Origin of the sequence: Neobacillus drentensis NBRC 102427, assembly GCF_001591445.1 — a bacterium.
Lineage (GTDB): Bacteria > Bacillota > Bacilli > Bacillales > Cytobacillaceae > Neobacillus > Neobacillus drentensis.
Genome location: NZ_BCUX01000031.1, coordinates 1 through 17,997, shown reverse-complemented (window position 1 = coordinate 17,997; position 17,997 = coordinate 1). Strand labels below are relative to the sequence as shown.

Genomic DNA, 17,997 nt, shown 5'->3' with positions numbered 1-17,997 from the left:
GCATCTGTCTTTATCTATTGATCATAAAGAACTTAACATAAGTCTTGTCTCACATAGAGACATACTGACCTATGAAATATTACCACTTTTTAAAAATGATTTCAAGTTTTTTTACAATATAAGATTATTTTTCTTTGATTGACGCCATAAAAAGGACTCTTAAACTTCCTTAATCCAGCTTCTCAATTTGGGTGAAATCCAGTTCTACCGGGGTGTCACGACCGAACATATTGACAAGAACCTTCAGTTTCGAGCGATCCTTATCCATTTCTTCAACCGTACCAGTAAAGTTGGCAAATGGCCCCTCTTTCACGCGAACCGTTTCGCCTAACTCATAATTAGCATCGATACGTTTTTCCGTCATACCCATTCTCTTCAAGATCACAACCACTTCTTCAGGAAGCAATGGAGTAGGTTTTGAGCCACCACCTGATGAGCCAACAAACCCAGTTACTCCAGGAGTGTTCCGAACAACATACCAGGAATCATCTGTCATCACAATTTCAACCAATACATAGCCAGGGAACACTTTTCGCTTAACTACTTTTGACTTACCGTTTTTAATTTCCGTTTCTTCTTCTTCAGGGACAACCACACGAAAAATCTTATCGGTCATACCCATCGATTCTACTCGTTTTTCTAAATTTGCTTTTACCTTATTTTCATAACCCGAGTAAGTATGCAAAACATACCAATTTTTTTCCATTTAAGAGGACTAGAACGTCCGTCCCTCCCTACATTTATTCAAAGTCTATTTTTTAAGCAAATAAAAAACCCGTGAAACGGGCCTCTAGATAAAAATTCCTTTATTAATCACCATTATACCATGAAAGTTGATTTATTATTCAAGAATTAAGCGAATCAATTTTGAAATTCCTAAATCTAGAACTGCAAAGAATGCTGCAAAAAAAACAACGGTTGATAATACAGTAAGTGTTGAGCGAGTTAGTTCCCCACGTTTTGGCCAGCTAACTTTTCTCATCTCGCGGATAATATCACTGAAGAACTTCTTTATGCGTTGCATGTTAAGTAACCCCCAAAATCTAAAAATAACAGCAAAAATCTATAGATTATTTTGTTTCTCTATGAATGGTATGGGTGGTACAGGTTTTACAGAATTTTTTCAATTCTAATCTCTCAGTTTGTGTCTGCTTGCTGATTGTTGAATAATTTCGCGAGCCGCAAACAGAACAGGAAAGGATTACTTTTCTACTCATATTCGACACCTTTACCCATTTTTCTACTATATCTTTAAAACTGTATCATGAGTCCTAATTATTGTCAACGACCCTTAGGAATGGTTCAATTATATGACATATTTAGATAGCGCTTACTCTTAAAGTGAAAATTCACGGAGTTCTAAATACCGTTCCAGCTTTCTTTTTACACGCTGAAGGGCATTATCAATCGACTTCACATGACGATTAAGCTCTTCTGAAATTTCTTGGTAGGATTGCCCATCTAAATAGAGGGCTAATACCTTTCTTTCCAAGTCGCTTAATAATTCAGTCATTTTCACTTCGATATGGTCAAACTCTTCTTGATTAATAATCAGTTCCTCGGGGTCAAGAACCTTTGTCCCCGACAAAACATCCATCAATGTTCGGTCTGATTCTTCATCATAAATAGGCTTGTCCAATGAAACGTAAGAATTTAACGGGATATGCTTTTGGCGTGTGGCAGTTTTAATAGCTGTAATGATTTGACGAGTAATACATAACTCAGCAAATGCCTTAAAGGAAGTAAGCTTGTCTTCCTTAAAGTCACGAATGGCTTTATACAGTCCGATCATACCTTCTTGGACAATATCTTCTTTGTCCGCACCAATTAGAAAATAAGACCTTGCTTTTGCACGTACAAAGTTTCGATATTTGTGGATTAAATAATCCAATGCTTCACTATCACCATGGTGCACTAAATCAACAATTCCTTCGTCATCCATTAGAAGAAATTGCTGGTTAATCTTTGTTCCGAAGTCCGTACTCAAAGTCGATCCCCTCCACCGAACAAGCATAGATAGTAATAGTATACATGACAACTATTTATTAGTCCACGTTCACTTTTGTCCTCTGCGCCACTTTTCGAAAATTTCTGCCATTTCATCACTTATCTTTATTTTGGAAGCGGGCCTTTTTCCTTGAATGGTTTTGACTTTCTTTTCGATCCCTTTTTCAATGGAAGACATTTCAATCAGCAATTCACGGGCCGACTTCCTTAATGCACCTTGTCCAAAAATGGCCCATTGCTCTGTAAAATCGGAAGTCGCCACATGTACTTGCGTTTTTCGGTTACTCAGACTGATTGCCAACTTTTCAATCCGCTCATCTGCCGTCTCATTTTCTTTTGTAAAAATAACTTCTATCTTATGATTTTTATACTTTTTTTCTGTGCCTTGAACATAATAGGCGTCAAATACAACAATCACACGAAAACCAGAATAGGCTTGGTATTCCGCCATTCTCTCTACTAAGCGGTCACGTGCGGCAGGTAAATCGTGTTCCTTTAACGCTCTTAGTTCTGGCCAGGCCCCGATAATGTTATATCCGTCGACAAGCAGGATATCCATTACTATCGCTCAAGTGTGTGTCGTTTTCGGTATACCTCATACATGAGCAAGGCAGCAGCAACGGACGCATTTAGGGAGGTTACTTTACCCACCATTGGCAAATGAATGAGAAAATCGCATTTATCACGAATCAGTCTTCCCATCCCTTTTCCTTCACTGCCAATGACTAAGCCTAGTGGCAGGGTTCCGTCTAATCGGCGGTAATCATCTTTCCCTTTTGCATCAGTTCCTGCAATCCAAATACCCCGTTCTTTCAATTCATCGATGGTTCTTGCCATATTCGTAACACGAACAACAGGGATATATTCAATCGCACCTGTCGAGGCTTTAGCGACTGTTGCGGTTAGCCCAACAGCGCGCCGCTTCGGAATAATGATACCATGAGCCCCCACGGAATCTGCCGTTCTCATGATTGACCCCAGGTTATGAGGGTCCTCAATTTCATCCAATAACAAAAAGAAAGGCGGTTCGTTTTTCTTTTCTGCTGCGGCAAACAAGTCATCCATTTCCGCATATTGATAAGCAGCCACATAAGCAAGAACCCCTTGATGATTTTCATCGGCGATTTGATCAATTTTTTTCTTTGGTACAAATTGAACAATCACATTTGCTTCTTTGGCTAATTGAGTAATTTGCTGCATTTGTCCTCGCTGCGATCCCTCGGCAATTAGGATTTTATTAATATCCCTTTCTGATTTAAGCGCTTCGATGACCGGGTTTTTGCCAACAATATATTCTTGTTCCATCTAGCGTTCCTCCTTTCTTTCATCCACATATAAAAATGATCTTTGAATAAGTTCTTCTAAACGCACTATTTTACCGGTTAAATATAGATAGCCCATCAATGCTTCAAAAGCTGTGCTGTAATGATAGGTTTGGACATCCGTGTTTTTAGGTACAGTCCCTGATTTCGCATTTCTACCGCGCATAACCACCGCTAGTTCCTCTTCATCGAGCAGTTGATCATCGATCATGTGAAAAAGAATTCGGCTTTGTGCTTTCGCCGACACATAAGTGGTCCCTGTGCGGTGCAATTGATTGGGTCTTACCTTTCCGCTATAGAGGAGGTGACGCCTTACATACGTTTCATAAATGGCGTCACCCATGTAGGCAAGGGCGAGACTATTTAATTGTTTAACATCGATTGTATTTTGATATTCAAGCATGAATTAGCCTCTCTTCCACCTTGTACCCTGCGGTGTATCTTCTAATATAATATTCATGTCCTTTAACTGATCTCTAATTTGGTCTGACAATTGGAAGTTGCGGTCTTTCCGAGCCTGGATTCGCTTTTCAATCAGCGCATCGATCTCATCGTCAAGCATTTCTTCTTTTTCAAATGTCAGCCCTAAGACATGGAATAACTCTTCAAATTTTGTTGTGAATGCATCAATCACTTCAACCGCAGTATTTTTTTCTAAAAGATAATAATTAGCTAGTTTCGAGAGGTCGAATAAAACGGAAATAGCTTTTGCTGTGTTAAAATCATCATCCATTGCCTCAATGTATTCTTGATGCAATTTTGCAATTTTTTCAAGCCATTCCTGATTTGTATCCGTTAAGTCCGTGCTAGCTTCCTTGCGATGCTTCAAGTTTTGATAGGAAGTCGTTAAACGGTCAAATGCTGCTCTCGTGCTCTCCAGTAATTCCTCGCTATAATTAATTGGATTACGGTAATGAACAGATAGCATGAAAAACCGTAACACTTGCGGATTATGCTTTTTAATAATGTCATGAACAAGGACAAAATTCCCTAATGATTTAGACATTTTTTCATTGTCAATATTGATATAGCCATTGTGCATCCAGTAACGAGAAAATAATTTTCCTGACAAGGCTTCTGACTGAGCAATTTCATTTTCATGATGCGGGAAAGTTAAATCCTGTCCACCGGCGTGAATATCAATGGTTTCGCCCAGATACTTTTTCGCCATCGCTGAGCACTCAATATGCCAGCCGGGACGACCAAGTCCCCATGGGCTCTCCCAGTAGATTTCCCCTTCCTTAGCCGCTTTCCATAATGCAAAGTCTAAGTCGTCTTGTTTCCTGTCCCCGACTTCAATTCTTGCACCGACCTGCAGGTCATCAATCGATTGATGCGACAGCTTACCATAATCATCAAATTTTCTTGTCCGGAAATAAACATCACCGGCAGATTCATAAGCGTAGCCCTTTTCGACCAATTTACTGATGAAGTCAATGATAATATCCATGTTTTCCATTACCCGTGGATGAACATCCGCCTTCTGGCAGCCTAATGCCGTCACATCTTCAAAGTAGGCATTAATAAATCTGTCAGCAATCGCCGGCACACTTTCGCCTAACTGATTGGCTGCTCGAATCAATTTGTCATCAACATCGGTAAAATTGGAAACATATTGAACCTCATAGCCGCGATATTCCATATAGCGCCGAACCGTATCAAAGACAATCGCCGGTCGCGCATTACCGATATGAATATAATTATAGACCGTCGGACCGCAAACATACATTTTTACTTTTCCTTCTTCGAGCGGTACGAACGTTTCCTTTTTGCGTGTTAGTGTATTATAAAGTTGAATGGCCATTGATTTTTATCCTTTCTCCTTTTAATTCTTCGAGTTCATGCATTAACTTATCCAGATCATTTTGCATTTCTTTAAAGCGGTCGGCAACAGGGTCTGGCATGTCACAGTGGTCCAAGTCCCTGGTAATTCTTCTTCCATCCTGGATGACGACTCTCCCTGGAATCCCAACTACCGTTGAGTTAGGGGGAACTTCTCTTAATACAACCGAGCCGCCGCCAATTTTGGAGTTTTCACCCACCGTTATTGAACCAAGCACCTTGGCACCTGTGGCAATTAGAACATTATCCTTAATCGTCGGATGCCGCTTTCCTTTTTCTTTACCCGTCCCACCAAGCGTTACCCCTTGATATATAGTTACATTATCCCCAATTTCACACGTTTCCCCTATAACGACACCCATGCCATGGTCAATAAAAAATCTTCTGCCTATTTTTGCCCCGGGATGTATTTCAATTCCCGTAAAAAATCGGCTTACTTGTGAAATAACCCTGGCAAGGAAAAATAATTTCCGATTAAAGAGTGCATGCGCGAGTCGATGTGACCAAATGGCATGTAAGCCTGAATACGTCAAGATCACTTCTAAATGACTTCTTGCTGCAGGATCTTGTTCAAAAACAACCTCAACGTCCTCCCTCAACTTCTTGAACATTACCATTCTCCCCCTTATTTATAAAGCGTAAGCACCCGTTTAGCGGCGTATGGACTGGAGCACTTTGACTGAGATAAAGGAAACACGGAGAGCGTAGCGATCCGATGTTGACTTATCGTAGGGAAAAGGGCGAAGTACACTAGCCGCTGGGTGCTGAAGCTAGACTGTTATCTAAGTTCAAAGTTATAACCCTTCTAAGAAATAAAAAAGCGCCTCTGTCTTAACGACAGAGACGCTTTTGCGCGGTTCCACTCTGATTAGACCGTAAAGCTCGTTCGAAAACGGAAAGCTTACAACGGGTCTCACTCTACCTGTTAACGGATAGGTTCCGCCCATTTCTACTTGGAGTTGACTCCTTTCGAAACAGGGCTCAGAGGTGCATTTCAAAAAACGAGAGGCTTAAACCACTTTCAGCCGGTGATGGTTTTCTCTTTAAAGCGTCTTTTTTTTACTTATCCTCTTCTACACTTTTAGAAGTATGAAATTTCTTTCTTTTACTATATTACATTTCCTCTACAATGTTAACTAATTATTTTATTAATTCTCATTTGAACTTTATCTTTTCCTAGTAGTTCAATGGCTTGTGGAAGGTCAGGTCCGTGTGTTTGGCCTGTTACTGCCGCACGAATTGGCATAAATAGGTTTTTGCCCTTTTGGCCCGTCGACTTTTGTACAGCCTTCATAGCTGCCTTAATACCATCCGCACGGAAAATTTCAAGCTGATCTAGTTCGTGAGAAAACGCCTTTAATACTTCTGGAACGGTTTCTCCCGCTAATATCTCTTTCGTATCTTCTTCATAGACGGCATCTTCTTGGAAAAACATATCTGATAATTCCACGATTTCAGCACCATAGCTCATTTTTTCCTGTAAAAGAGCAACAAGTCCTTGCAGCCATTGGTATTGTTCATCAGTCATACTCTCACTGATTCGGCCAACTTTCATTAAGTGGGGCTTGACCAGTTCAACGACACGGTTAAGCTCAATTTTTTTCATATATTGGTTGTTCATCCATAACAGCTTTTGCTTATCAAATAGTGCCGGAGATTTCGATAAACGATTCGCATCGAAGATCTCAATAAACTCATTCTTTGAATAAATTTCTTCTTCACCCGCTGGCGACCAGCCGAGCAGTGTAATAAAGTTAAATAATGCTTCTGGGATATACCCCAGTTCTTCATATTGTTCAATAAATTGTATGATAGACTCATCACGCTTACTTAACTTTTTGCGGCTTTCATTGACAATCAAGGTCATATGTCCAAATATTGGCGGCTCCCAGCCTAAGGCTTCATAGACCATTAATTGCTTAGGTGTATTAGAAATATGATCATCGCCACGAAGCACATGCGAGATTTTCATTAAATAATCGTCAATTGTTACCGCAAAGTTATAGGTCGGAGTACCATCTTTTTTAATGATGACCCAATCGCCCATCCCTTCCGACTCAAACGAAACAGTACCCTTTACCATATCATCAAATGTGTAGGTCTTTCCTTCAGGTACGAGGATGCGGATGCTTGGCTGACGGCCTTCGCTTTCGAACCGGCTTTTTTGTTCATCTGTTAAATGACGGCATTTACCGGAATAATGAGGTGTCTCTCCTCTTTCAGTCTGAGCTTCCCGCTCTGCTTCAATCTCTGCTTCTGTACAATAACATTTATAGGCATGACCATTAGCTAATAATTGATTATAGTACGTTTCATAAATATCATTTCGTTCCGATTGACGGTACGGTCCGTATTCGCCGCCGACATCGACACTCTCATCCCAATCCATGCCAAGCCATTTTAAATATTTTAACTGGCTTTCTTCGCCGCCTTCAATATTCCGCTTCTTATCGGTATCCTCAATACGGATGATAAATTTCCCGCCTTGATTGCGGGCAAATAAATAATTAAATAACGCTGTACGGGCGTTGCCAATATGTAAATGCCCCGTTGGACTTGGAGCATATCTTACACGAACTTCGTTTGACATCTGAATGCCTCCATTTTTACCTTTTGATTTCTGGTCTATTGTATCACTGTATATTTGACTGTAAAAGGTTAATTGTTAACCTTTTTTAACAAAACAACCACCTGGGAAGCAATACCTTCTCCTCTGCCGGTAAAGCCCAGCTTCTCTGTTGTGGTCGCCTTTACATTGATTTGATCAGGTGCTGCCTCAAGTAATTCCGCAATCCTTACGCGCATTTGCTCAATATAAGGTGCCATTTTCGGTTTTTGGGCAATAATCGTACAATCAGCATTAACAAGTTCGTAGCCTTTGTTTTTTACTAATTGCCAAACATGCTCCATCAGCTTAGCCGAGTCAGCATCTTTAAAATTTGGATCGGTATCCGGAAAGTGTTTTCCAATATCGCCTTCTCCAATCGCACCAAGGCATGCATCGGAAACAGTATGTAATAAAACATCGGCATCCGAATGACCGAGCAAGCCCTTTTCATAAGGTATGGTGATTCCACCTATAATTAACGGGCGCCCTTCTGTTAATTGATGGACATCAAAGCCCTGACCAATTCGAAACATCATTAAAAACCCCTCTTTTTTAAAATAGCTTCAGCAAAGAATAAATCTTCTGGTGTTGTTAATTTTATATTATCGTAATCGCCTTCTACCATGGCAACCGGATAATTAAGCCGCTCAACCAGACTAGCATCATCTGTTCCTAGGAAGTAATCCTTTTCTGCCTGTTCGTACGCTTCCTTAAGAAGTAAAATGCGAAAAGCTTGTGGGGTTTGAACAGCCCACAAGCTTGAACGTTCGACAGTTTCAACGACTACACCGTCATCTACCTTTTTGATGGTGTCTTTTGCCGGTACTCCCAAAATGGCTGCACCTGTTTCTTCGGCTATGTCTGCTAAACGGTGGATGTGTTCTTTTAAGATAAAAGGACGTGCCGCATCATGGACAAGAATAATTCCGTTGGTTTTCACTAATTTAAGTGCATTATAAATACTATCCTGACGTTCTTTGCCGCCCGGTACGAAGGTAATTACCTTCGTTACATTGTATCTGGCTAATAACACTTTAAATTCCGGTTCATCCTGGGGGTGAATGGCAAGAATCATTCCACTGCATGCCTCATCTTGTTCAAATACCTGAAGTGTATGAATGAGGACAGGAATCCCGTTTAGCTCCAGCAAAAGCTTGTTTTTCCCTGCACCCATCCTTTTTCCCTGGCCGGCTGCCGGGAGAATGACTTGGTAAGTCATAGAATTTACCCCACTCTATCTAGTATCTATAGTGCCTTTTCTAATAATTTGGGTTTAGCAAAAATCATGCGTCCCGCGGATGTCTGAAGAACACTCGTGACAAGAACCTCGATTCTTTTACCGATATATTCTCTTCCTTCCTCGACAACAATCATCGTACCGTCATCTAAATAGGCAACGCCCTGATGATATTCTTTTCCATCTTTAATGACTTGAACCGTTAATTCCTCACCTGGTAAGACAACAGGTTTGACCGCATTGGCTAAATCATTGATGTTTAACACCGAAACATTTTGTAATTCACAAACTTTATTCAGGTTAAAGTCATTCGTAACTAAGATGCCGTTTGTAATTTTTGCTAATTTAACGAGCTTTGAGTCCACCTCACTAATTTCCTCAAAATCTCCCTCATAAATTTCCACCTTAATGGCGAGTTCCTTTTGAATTCGATTTAAGATATCCAAACCTCTGCGGCCGCGGTTTCGTTTCAACACATCGGAAGAGTCGGCAATATGCTGTAATTCTTCAAGAACGAATTGAGGAATGACAATGGTACCTTCTAAAAATCCTGTCTGACAAATATCGGCTACACGACCATCAATGATGACACTTGTATCTAATATTTTCAAAGGATGATTAACTTCCTTATCATTTTCTTCATCAGTGCCCTTTTTCTTATTACTGCGGTTCCCAAAAAGGCCTAAGAGCTCATCCCTTTTCTTGAATCCAACCTGAAAACCCATATAACCAAACAAGATGGTAAGCAAGATTGGAGCAACGGCATTTAATATTGGGACCTGAACGGCATTAAGGGCAAAGCCGATTAAAAAGGCTACCAACAGACCGAATATTAAGCCCACACTACCAAAAAGAACATCTGTCACAGGAACCTTTACTAAAGAATCCTCAGCCCACTTAATAAAATTAAAGACATAATCTACTGCCCAAAAGGTAATAAGATAAAAAATAATAGCACCTAAAACAGCAGTGATATACGAGTTGCTAATCAGGGGAATGTCATTGATATGAAGTAAATTGAACAATTCCGGTAATAATAAAATACCAAGCGTACCACCCATAATGAGGAAGCAAGCCTGCACAATACGTTTTAACATTCCTTCACCTCCTCTACTCATTATAAACATTTTCATGGAAATGAAACCTTAATTTCCAGATTATTTTTCAGTTACAAAATCGTATAAAAAATTATCTTGTTAGTTAGAATAAATAGGTTTAGGATATCTTCCCTAGGGTAACATTGGAAAAATTTCGTGTCAAACGATTGGATTTTTTTTACTTTCGTTAACCCGAAGTTTATTACCACTAAAGGTGACGGTCTGTGTATAACCGTTCTTTAATCAATTTAAAGCCTTCTTTGATCTTTTTAGCCCGAACTTCCCCGATTCCTTCTACTTCATCTAATTCTTCAACTGATGCGGAAATAATTTTGGAAAGCTCACCAAAACTGCTGATTAGATTTTCGATAATGATGGAAGGAAGTCTTGGTATTTTATGAAGAATTCGGTAGCCGCGCGGACTTTTATTCTCATCCAGATGCACATAGCCTAGATATCCCATTAATTTCAAAAGAACCATATCTTCAATCGTACCGCTCGTAGCGATGGACTGCATTTTTCCGAGCATGTCTCTTGCCTTGATGTCTCTGTCAAAGGCATAATCTTTGATAATGAGCATCGTCTCGTCTTCTAAATTAGTTAGTATTTCATTCAATTGCAGCCGAATGAGGCGGCCTTCTGTTCCTAACTCATGTAAATAGGCTAGCAGTTCGTTCTTGATCTTTAAGACCATTTCAAACCGATGGAGGACAAGTAAAAAATCGTTATAGGTAACCGACTCCTCAAACTCGAGAATACTCAAATTAGTAATACTTTGTTCCAATACTGTCTTATACTTTTCAAGGGTCTGTATCGCTTGATTCGCTTTTGTTAAAATAACGGCAATGTCTTTTAATGCATAGCGAAAATTCCCTTGGTATAGGGTAATGACGTTTCTCCGTTGCGAAATGGCAATTGTTAAAGCTTTGGTCTGTTTTGCTGTTCTTTCTGCTGTGCGATGCCTCATCCCAGTTTCTGTCGAAGGAATATCGGAGTCAGGAGCCAACTGGGCATTGGCGAAGAGAATTTTATTTCCTAATTCGTTGAGGATAATGGCACCGTCCATTTTTGCTAATTCATATAAAAAGCTAGGCGAAAATGGACAATTAATTTCAAAGCCGCCGTCAACGATGTTTTTCACTTTTTCGTTAAATCCAATGACAATAAGGCCTCCCGTGTTCGCACGGAGAACATTGTCGATTCCTTCACGGATGGGTGTACCAGGTGCAAGGAACTGTAATATTTCACTTACGGTATGTTCACCTAGCTTTTTATTCTCCATCTGCTACCCTCCCAACGCTGCTTTTAATGCTTCACTTACGTTCGAAACCCCAATGAGTTCAATCCCCTTTGGCCCCTTCCAGCCGCCAAGATTATTTGCCGGCAAGATGACCCGTTCAAATCCCAGCTTGGCCGCTTCCTGGACGCGCTGCTCAATCCTTGATACCCTTCTTACTTCGCCGGTTAACCCTACTTCACCAATAATACAATCGGTTGGCCTTGTTGGTTTATCTTTATAACTGGAAGCAATACTCACAGTTATGGCTAAATCAATCGCCGGTTCATCTAATTTTACGCCACCTGCAACTTTCAAGTAGGCATCCTGATTCTGAAGGAGCATTCCGACTCGTTTTTCCAATACGGCCATCAATAGAGGCACGCGGTTATGATCGATTCCAGTTGCCATTCTTCTTGGATTCCCAAAACTAGTCGGGGATATCAACGCTTGAATTTCAACAAGGACCGGCCTTGTCCCTTCCATTGATGCCACCACCGTAGAGCCTGAGGCACCACGTGAACGCTCTTCCAAGAATATCTCTGAAGGATTGGCCACTTCTTCAAGACCTAATTCTTTCATTTCAAAAATTCCCATTTCATTGGTTGAACCGAAACGGTTTTTGACTGCCCTTAGAATTCGGTAGGTATGGTGTCTTTCCCCTTCAAAATAGAGAACGGTATCCACCATATGCTCAAGCAACCGAGGACCTGCAATCGATCCTTCTTTGGTTACATGCCCGACAATAAATATGGCAATCCCTTTGGTCTTCCCGATTCTCATTAATTCCGATGTACATTCACGAACTTGTGAGACACTTCCCGGTGCACTGGTTACATCTGGATGAAATACCGTCTGAATTGAATCAATGATCACAAAACTTGGATTCGAATTTTCGATGGTTCGGTTGATTTCCTCAAGATTCGTTTCAGAGTAAACGAGGAGATTTTCAGAGGATATACCTAATCGTTCCGCACGAAGCTTAGTTTGCCGCAATGATTCCTCTCCGGATATGTATAAAACCTGATTGCCTTTATTGGCGAGTTGGGAAGATACTTGTAAGAGGAGTGTTGACTTACCGATTCCGGGGTCTCCGCCAATCAGCACTAAGGAACCCTTGACCACGCCCCCGCCAAGCACCCGGTTTAATTCATTTAAGTCCGTTAAAATCCTTGGTTCATTTTCCATCTCTATGGAGTTAATCGGCATAGGTTTAGCTAATAGTCCTGACCCGCTTTGGGAATGAGCAAAGGCACCTCTCCTAGTCGCACCTGTTACTTCTACTTCCTCAACCATCTTATTCCATTCACCACAGCCGGGACATTTACCCATCCATTTAGCTGACTCATACCCGCACTCTTGACACATAAACTTTGTTTTCCGTTTTGCCATTCTTCTTCGATCCTCTCGTGAAACTAAGAAAAGCGCAAGCGCCGGATAGCGTAATTTACGCTTGGCGCAGGAGCCAGATTTTGTTAACTATTTAAAGGGTACCACACCGATGTGATTTTTCCATATTAAAAAACCGAAAAAAAGAGGTACACGATTTTTCTTTATTTACGTGTACCTCTGCATGGGTATAGCAGCCTAATTGAATACCATTCTATTTGACCAAACTTGTATTCTCAGCAGTTTTAACAGTGAATTCACCATTGTCTACATCGATTACTGCATGCTGACCTGTTAATAATGTTCCTTTTAATAGTTCCTCAGAAAGCCGGTCTTCAATATGCTTTTGAATCGCACGGCGTAATGGTCGTGCACCATACTCTGGGTCATAGCCTTCTACAGAAATTTTCGCCTTTGCCGCAGCCGTTAATTCTAAGGAAATATGCTGCTCCTTTAAGCGTTTGATTAATTGCTCTGATAACAAGGTGACAATTTCTTCAAGATGCTTTCTCTCTAACGCATGGAAAACAATAATTTCATCAATACGGTTCAGGAATTCAGGACGGAAGGCTTTCTTTAATTCTCCCATTACTTTACCCTTCATATCTTTATAATCCTGTTCGCCATCTTGAATATTAAAGCCGACATACTTGTTCCGTTTGAGCGCTTCAGCACCAACATTGGATGTCATAATCAAGACCGTATTACGGAAATCTACGGTTCTTCCTTTTGAATCTGTCAAACGACCATCTTCAAGAACTTGAAGCAGAATATTAAATACATCCGGATGTGCCTTTTCAATTTCATCTAGCAATACAACAGAGTATGGCTTTCTGCGAACCTTTTCTGTTAATTGGCCGCCTTCTTCATAGCCGACATATCCTGGCGGTGAACCAACCAGACGAGATGTAGAATGCTTCTCCATATACTCGGACATATCAATTCGAATCATCGCATCCTCATCACCAAACATAGCCTCAGCAAGAGCACGAGCTAATTCCGTTTTACCTACACCAGTTGGTCCTAAGAAAACGAAGGAACCAATTGGACGTTTTGGATCCTTTAATCCTGCTCTTGCACGGCGGACAGCCTTAGAAACCGCCTTAACAGCCTCCTCTTGACCAATGACACGAGAATGGAGAACTTCTTCTAGGTTAAGGAGCTTCGTCATCTCTGTTTGAGCGAGCTTAGAAACAGGTACTCCGGTCCAGCTTGATACAACGCTGGCAATATCTTCAACGGTAACTTCATTATTTTCTTTTCCCTGCTTTTCTTTCCAGTTCTTCTTTGTCTCCTCAAGTTGTTCACGCAAACGCTGTTCCGTATCCCTTAAGGAAGCGGCCTTTTCAAATTCTTGACTCTGCACGGCAGAATCTTTTTCTTTTCGAACTTCCTCAAGCTTCACTTCTAATTCTTTTAAATTAGGTGGAGTGGTAAAGGAACGAAGGCGAACCTTGGACCCTGCTTCATCTATTAGATCGATCGCTTTATCCGGCAAGAAACGATCAGAAATATAGCGGTCTGATAATTTTACAGCTGCTTGAATAGCTTCATCTGTAATCGAGACACGGTGATGGGCCTCATAGCGATCACGCAAACCCTCTAAAATCTGAATCGATTCTTCAGCCGTTGGTTCATCAACACGAATCGGCTGGAAACGTCTTTCTAGTGCAGCATCTTTTTCAATATATTTGCGATATTCATCGAGAGTAGTTGCACCGATACATTGAAGCTCACCACGAGCAAGCGATGGCTTTAAGATATTGGAAGCATCTATAGCCCCTTCTGCACCGCCGGCACCAATTAATGTGTGGAGCTCATCAATGAAAAGAATAATATTCCCAGCTTGGCGAATTTCATCCATAACTTTTTTTAGACGATCTTCAAATTCACCGCGATATTTTGTTCCTGCTACGACTGTACCCATATCAAGGGTCATTACCCGTTTATCACGAAGAATTTCTGGAACCTCATTATTGACAATTTGCTGAGCGAGTCCTTCAGCAATTGCTGTTTTACCAACTCCCGGCTCTCCAATTAAGACCGGGTTATTCTTTGTCCGACGGCTTAACACTTCAATTACGCGTTGAATTTCCTTTCCACGTCCTATCACAGGATCAAGGCTTCCTTCACGGGCAATCGAAGTTAAATCACGGGCAAGGCTATCGAGTGTCGGCGTGTTGGCACTAGCTGATGCTCCGCCTTGATGCCCGCCAGACTCATTACTTCCCAATAGTTGAAGCACCTGCTGTCTTGCCTTATTCAAACTAACACCCAGATTATTTAGTACTCGGGCTGCAACCCCTTCTCCTTCACGGATTAAACCAAGGAGAATATGCTCGGTGCCAACATAGGAATGTCCTAATTTTCGTGCCTCATCCATTGATAATTCAATGACCTTTTTAGCTCTAGGAGTGTAGTGAATAGTTTGAGAAGCTTCCTGTCCTTTGCCAATTAAATTTTCTACTTCTTTTTGGATTTTTTCTGATCCTAAACCCAGTCCATAAAGGGCCTTTGCTGCTATCCCTTCGCCTTCTCGAGTTAAACCTAATAAAATGTGCTCTGTTCCAATATTGTTATGCCCAAGACGAATGGCTTCCTCTTGTGCTAAAGCTAGAACCTTCTGCGCTCTTTCAGTAAAACGGCCGAACATCATATTCTCTTCCTCCCCACCTATTTTTCTTGCTCCATTTTTATTCGATCCCTAATTAAAGCTGCCCGTCTGATGTCTCTCTCATATGGCCTTAATGAACCCCCAGCGTATTGCTGTAAGAAACCCGGCTGGGTCAATATCATTAATTCATTTAAGATTGTCTTAGGCATTTTATCAATATAACCCATATCTATTCCAAGCCGAACATCGGATAAACACCTTGCTGCTTCTTTTGATTCAATAATTCGGCTATTAGATAACACTCCTAATGATCGGAAAACCCTATCTTCTAATTGTATGTTTGAAGTTTTGCGTAATGCTTCACGTGCCGACCTTTCTTGTGAAATTAGCTGGCTGACAACCCCCTTCAGATCACGACTAATATCCTCTTCTGATTTCCCAAGCGTGATTTGATTAGAAATTTGAAATATATTACCTAAAGCTTCGCTACCTTCCCCATAAATTCCTCTAACAACAAGACCTAATTGATTAATTGCAGGAATAATTTTATTAATTTGCTGTGTTAACATTAACCCGGGCAAGTGCATCATCACAGAAGCGCGGAGACCGGTTCCCACGTTAGTCGGGCAACTTGTTAAATATCCATGTTTTTCATCAAATGCATATTGAACATTACTTTCAAGCCAATCATCGATTTCATTTGCAGCATCCAACGCTTCCGATAATTGCAACCCTGGGTATAAGCACTGAATCCGGATATGATCCTCTTCATTTATCATAATACTAACTTCTTCGTTTTCGGTTAATAGAACTGCCCCGTATCGTGAATCTTCCGCCAGATGCGGGCTTATTAAATGTTTTTCAACTAGTACCCTTTTCTGAAGCGGCTGTAATTCCTCAATTTTTAATAATTCCATTTGGCCAAACTTTTGTATAGGCGATTGATTTAATATGACTTCCATATTATCAATAATCATTTTGGCTTCTTCATGGGTAAAAAGTGTTGGAAACTTATATTCATCAAAGTTGCGAGCCAAGCGTATCCGGGAGCTGAGGACAATATCTGAATCTGGTCCTGCTGCGCTCATCCACGAACTGACAGCTTGATTTAGAAACCGTTCGAGCGACACGTTATTCCCCTCCCTCGTGGCTGGCTGCTAAATTTTTCTCCAGCTTTCGTATTTCATCGCGAATCTCTGCAGCCTTTTCAAATTCTTCATTGTTGATTGAATCTTTAAGATTACTTTTCAATTCTTCAATTTGTTTACGTAGATGAATTCCTCCACCTATCCTTTTTGGTATTTTCCCATTATGTGTCCAGTTCCCACTATGGAGTCGCCTTAATACTGGTTTAAGTTGTTCCTTAAATGCTTCGTAACAATGGGAACATCCAAAGCGCCCCACTTTTAAAAACTGTGGAAAGGTCATTGCGCAAGAGTCGCATTGAAGAATTTCCTCCTGATGAAAGGGACTCTGGCTAGGCTTTTGAAAGTTGGGATCAATATTTAATAATCCTGCTAATAAATTATTAAAAGTAAAACCGGATTCCCCATTAAAAATAAACATTTCTCCCTTTTCCTGAGCACATTTTTCACAAAGATGCACTTCTGTCTTTTCCCCATTGATTATTTTTGTAAAATGAAGTGCTGCAGGTCTTTGATTACATTCTTGGCAAATCATACTTTCACCTCTTTACACAGAAAAAATTTATTTATATTTTAAAGATGTTAACATCGCTTTTAGCATTCTTGCTCTTAATTCATCTCGGTATGGAAGATCAATATACAAAACGGAACGATCGATGACACTTAGCATAATTTTCGCTTCCCGCTGTGAAATAATTTCTTCTTGTATGAGCCTTAATATGACATCCTCTGCACTTGTTTGACTAACCCTGCCTTGAATAAGTGCGAGCAATTGATCTATTAAGTGGGCCAAGTCATGGGATTTAACTTTCATAATCCGTATATATCCGCCGCCTCCCCGTTTACTTTCGACTATATATCCTCTTTCAATCGTAAAACGGGTATTAATCACATAATTTATTTGAGAGGGTACACATTGGAATTTATCAGCAACTTCACTCCGTTTAATTTCAACAAGATCCTTTTCACTTAATTCCAATACTTGTTTAAGATATTTCTCAATAATATCAGAGATGTTTCTCATCTTCCCACCCCCATTCTCTGACTTTGACTATCTTTGACTAAATTATACTGAATTTTTTATGTAGATGCAACGATTCACTATTATAGATTTTTCCCAAATCTCGTCATTGTGAAACCTAGGAATAATTAAAAGTATGGTGGCGTCTAATTTAATTTGGGCATAAAAAAAGACAACTATTTTAATAACGGGTTCCGTTTCCTATCACAAAACCTGAAAATGCAATCAAAAATGTAGCACGATTTGTTCTGCCTTTTGTACTTGTTTTGCAATTAAAAATAAAATGGCTCAGTTAACTATACTGAGCCATTTTTTTAATTTCTATTTTTGGTGGCATGAATGCCACTCGATAAAAAGATGCTGTTTCCCTCATCTGGGTCCGGGAGGGAGGGTCCGCTCATCTCGGTTGGGGGGCAGGTTAGGCACTGGGTTTGATAAA

Annotated in this window: 19 protein-coding genes and 1 other annotated feature; all 19 genes read right to left on the bottom strand. The window is 40.5% G+C overall.

Annotation, left to right across the window (positions count from 1 at the left end; translation table 11 throughout):
* Positions 1-169: 169 nt before the first annotated feature.
* The 19 genes from nusG to BDR01S_RS15705 all read right to left on the bottom strand — a co-directional run bounded on the left by nusG (position 170) and on the right by BDR01S_RS15705 (position 17,561).
* A complete protein-coding gene (gene nusG, locus BDR01S_RS15790) occupies positions 170-706 on the bottom strand; it encodes a transcription termination/antitermination protein NusG (RefSeq protein WP_066249367.1) in 537 nt (178 codons plus the stop codon).
* Between the two features lie 135 nt (positions 707-841).
* Complete coding sequence (secE, locus tag BDR01S_RS15785) at positions 842-1,024, bottom strand: preprotein translocase subunit SecE (protein ID WP_066249366.1); 183 nt, start codon at positions 1,022-1,024, stop codon at positions 842-844.
* 46 nt (positions 1,025-1,070) lie between these two features.
* The gene (gene rpmG / locus BDR01S_RS24965; protein ID WP_082797452.1) at positions 1,071-1,217 is read right to left on the bottom strand and encodes a 50S ribosomal protein L33; all 147 of its coding nucleotides are present in this window, start codon (positions 1,215-1,217) and stop codon (positions 1,071-1,073) included.
* A 119-nt stretch (positions 1,218-1,336) separates the two neighbouring features.
* A complete protein-coding gene (gene sigH / locus BDR01S_RS15780) occupies positions 1,337-1,987 on the bottom strand; it encodes an RNA polymerase sporulation sigma factor SigH (RefSeq protein WP_066249363.1) in 651 nt (216 codons plus the stop codon).
* Between the two features lie 69 nt (positions 1,988-2,056).
* On the bottom strand, positions 2,057-2,566 hold the full coding sequence (locus BDR01S_RS15775; RefSeq protein ID WP_066249360.1) for an NYN domain-containing protein: 510 nt from the start codon (positions 2,564-2,566) through the stop codon (positions 2,057-2,059).
* 2 nt (positions 2,567-2,568) lie between these two features.
* Positions 2,569-3,312: a 23S rRNA (guanosine(2251)-2'-O)-methyltransferase RlmB gene (gene rlmB / locus BDR01S_RS15770; RefSeq protein WP_066249358.1), complete on the bottom strand. Its 744-nt coding sequence runs from the start codon at positions 3,310-3,312 to the stop codon at positions 2,569-2,571.
* Positions 3,313-3,732: a Mini-ribonuclease 3 gene (locus BDR01S_RS15765; RefSeq protein WP_066249353.1), complete on the bottom strand. Its 420-nt coding sequence runs from the start codon at positions 3,730-3,732 to the stop codon at positions 3,313-3,315.
* Positions 3,733-3,735: 3 nt separating this feature from the next.
* Positions 3,736-5,133, bottom strand: coding sequence for a cysteine--tRNA ligase (gene cysS / locus BDR01S_RS15760; protein ID WP_066249351.1), 1,398 nt, complete (start codon positions 5,131-5,133; stop codon positions 3,736-3,738).
* Positions 5,114-5,782: a serine O-acetyltransferase gene (gene cysE / locus BDR01S_RS15755; RefSeq protein ID WP_066249349.1), complete on the bottom strand. Its 669-nt coding sequence runs from the start codon at positions 5,780-5,782 to the stop codon at positions 5,114-5,116. Before cysE ends, cysS begins: the two co-directional genes overlap by 20 nt.
* Before the next feature lie 225 nt (positions 5,783-6,007).
* Positions 6,008-6,256, bottom strand: a binding site (T-box leader).
* 47 nt (positions 6,257-6,303) lie between these two features.
* Positions 6,304-7,761: a glutamate--tRNA ligase gene (gene gltX, locus BDR01S_RS15750; RefSeq protein WP_066249347.1), complete on the bottom strand. Its 1,458-nt coding sequence runs from the start codon at positions 7,759-7,761 to the stop codon at positions 6,304-6,306.
* Positions 7,762-7,829: 68 nt separating this feature from the next.
* On the bottom strand, positions 7,830-8,312 hold the full coding sequence (gene ispF / locus BDR01S_RS15745; RefSeq protein ID WP_066259554.1) for a 2-C-methyl-D-erythritol 2,4-cyclodiphosphate synthase: 483 nt from the start codon (positions 8,310-8,312) through the stop codon (positions 7,830-7,832).
* A gap of 2 nt (positions 8,313-8,314) precedes the next feature.
* Entirely contained in the window at positions 8,315-8,998 is a 684-nt protein-coding gene (ispD, locus tag BDR01S_RS15740; RefSeq protein ID WP_066249344.1) for a 2-C-methyl-D-erythritol 4-phosphate cytidylyltransferase, read from the bottom strand.
* A 26-nt stretch (positions 8,999-9,024) separates the two neighbouring features.
* Positions 9,025-10,113 carry a PIN/TRAM domain-containing protein gene (locus tag BDR01S_RS15735; RefSeq protein ID WP_066249342.1) on the bottom strand — a complete coding sequence of 363 codons (1,089 nt, stop codon included), beginning with the start codon at positions 10,111-10,113 and terminating at the stop codon, positions 9,025-9,027.
* A 208-nt stretch (positions 10,114-10,321) separates the two neighbouring features.
* The gene (gene disA, locus BDR01S_RS15730; RefSeq protein ID WP_066249339.1) at positions 10,322-11,395 is read right to left on the bottom strand and encodes a DNA integrity scanning diadenylate cyclase DisA; all 1,074 of its coding nucleotides are present in this window, start codon (positions 11,393-11,395) and stop codon (positions 10,322-10,324) included.
* 3 nt (positions 11,396-11,398) lie between these two features.
* Positions 11,399-12,781, bottom strand: a complete 1,383-nt coding sequence (radA, locus tag BDR01S_RS15725; RefSeq protein WP_066249337.1) for a DNA repair protein RadA — start codon at positions 12,779-12,781, stop codon at positions 11,399-11,401.
* Positions 12,782-12,992: 211 nt separating this feature from the next.
* The gene (clpC, locus tag BDR01S_RS15720) at positions 12,993-15,434 is read right to left on the bottom strand and encodes an ATP-dependent protease ATP-binding subunit ClpC (RefSeq protein ID WP_066249335.1); all 2,442 of its coding nucleotides are present in this window, start codon (positions 15,432-15,434) and stop codon (positions 12,993-12,995) included.
* Positions 15,435-15,451: 17 nt separating this feature from the next.
* Positions 15,452-16,522, bottom strand: a complete 1,071-nt coding sequence (gene mcsB, locus BDR01S_RS15715; RefSeq protein WP_066249333.1) for a protein-arginine kinase McsB — start codon at positions 16,520-16,522, stop codon at positions 15,452-15,454.
* 1 nt (position 16,523) lies between these two features.
* A complete protein-coding gene (gene mcsA / locus BDR01S_RS15710) occupies positions 16,524-17,072 on the bottom strand; it encodes a protein-arginine kinase activator protein McsA (protein ID WP_066249330.1) in 549 nt (182 codons plus the stop codon).
* Between the two features lie 27 nt (positions 17,073-17,099).
* Entirely contained in the window at positions 17,100-17,561 is a 462-nt protein-coding gene (locus BDR01S_RS15705; protein WP_066249327.1) for a CtsR family transcriptional regulator, read from the bottom strand.
* Positions 17,562-17,997: the final 436 nt, after the last annotated feature.